Annotated in this window: 1 protein-coding gene; it reads left to right on the forward strand. The window is 64.8% G+C overall.

Going from position 1 to position 1094, the window contains the following annotated elements; translation table 11 throughout:
* The coding region (locus tag ACZ60Q_RS36005) for a beta-ketoacyl reductase (RefSeq protein ID WP_469641839.1) at window positions 1-1094 on the forward strand (1094 nt) is incomplete at both ends.

The raw sequence follows: 1094 nt of genomic DNA on the forward strand, positions 1-1094 counted from the left end.
AACCCACCGTGATCGAAGTCCCCACCGGCGACATCCACGACGTCACCGAACACATCCTCACCACCCTCCAACACCACCTCACCACCGACAAAACCCTCATCATCCTCACCCGCAACGCCGTCAACACCCCCAACCCCGACCTCGCCGCCGCCGCCGTCTGGGGCCTCACCCGCACCGCACAAACCGAACACCCCGACCGCATCATCCTCATCGACACCGACGACACCCTCGACCCCACCACCCTCATCGGCGACGAACCCCAACTCACCATCCGCCACGGCAAAACCCACGCACCCCGCCTCACCAAAACCCCAACCCCCACCCCCAACCCCCAACCCATCACCTGGGACCCCGACGACACCATCCTCATCACCGGCGGCACCGGCACCCTCGGCACCATCCTCGCCCGCCACCTCATCGAAACCCACAACATCAAAAACATCATCCTCGTCAGCCGCCGAGGCCAAACCCCCCACACACTCACCGACCTCGACGCCAACATCACCACCACAGCCTGCGACACCACCAACCGCCAAGCACTCCACAACCTCATCAACAACACCCCCAACCTCACCGCCGTCATCCACACCGCAGGCATCGTCGACGACACACTCCTCACCACCCTCACCCCCGAAAAACTCCACACCGTACTCAGCCCCAAAACAGACACAGCCCACCACCTCCACGAACTCACCCAACACCTCAACCTCAAAGCCTTCGTCCTCTACTCCTCACTCGCCGGCACCCTCGGCAACCCCGGCCAAGCCAACTACGCCGCCGCCAACGCCTACCTCGACGCACTCGCCCAACACCGCCACACCCAAGGACTCCCCGCCACCTCCATCGCCTGGGGACTCTGGGCCGACACCAGCGGCACCACCAAACACCTCACCACCACCGACCACGCCCGCCTCACCCGCGACGGCATCACCCCCATCACCACCGAACACGGCACCGCACTCTTCGACGCCGCACTCAGCCTCAACACCCCCACCACCATCGCCACCCCCCTCAACCTCACCACCATCAGCAAAAACCCCACCATCCCCCCACTCCTCCGCAACCTCATCCCCCGCCACACCCCAACCACCACC

It is taken from the genome of Streptomyces sp. NPDC104313, from assembly GCF_055583985.1.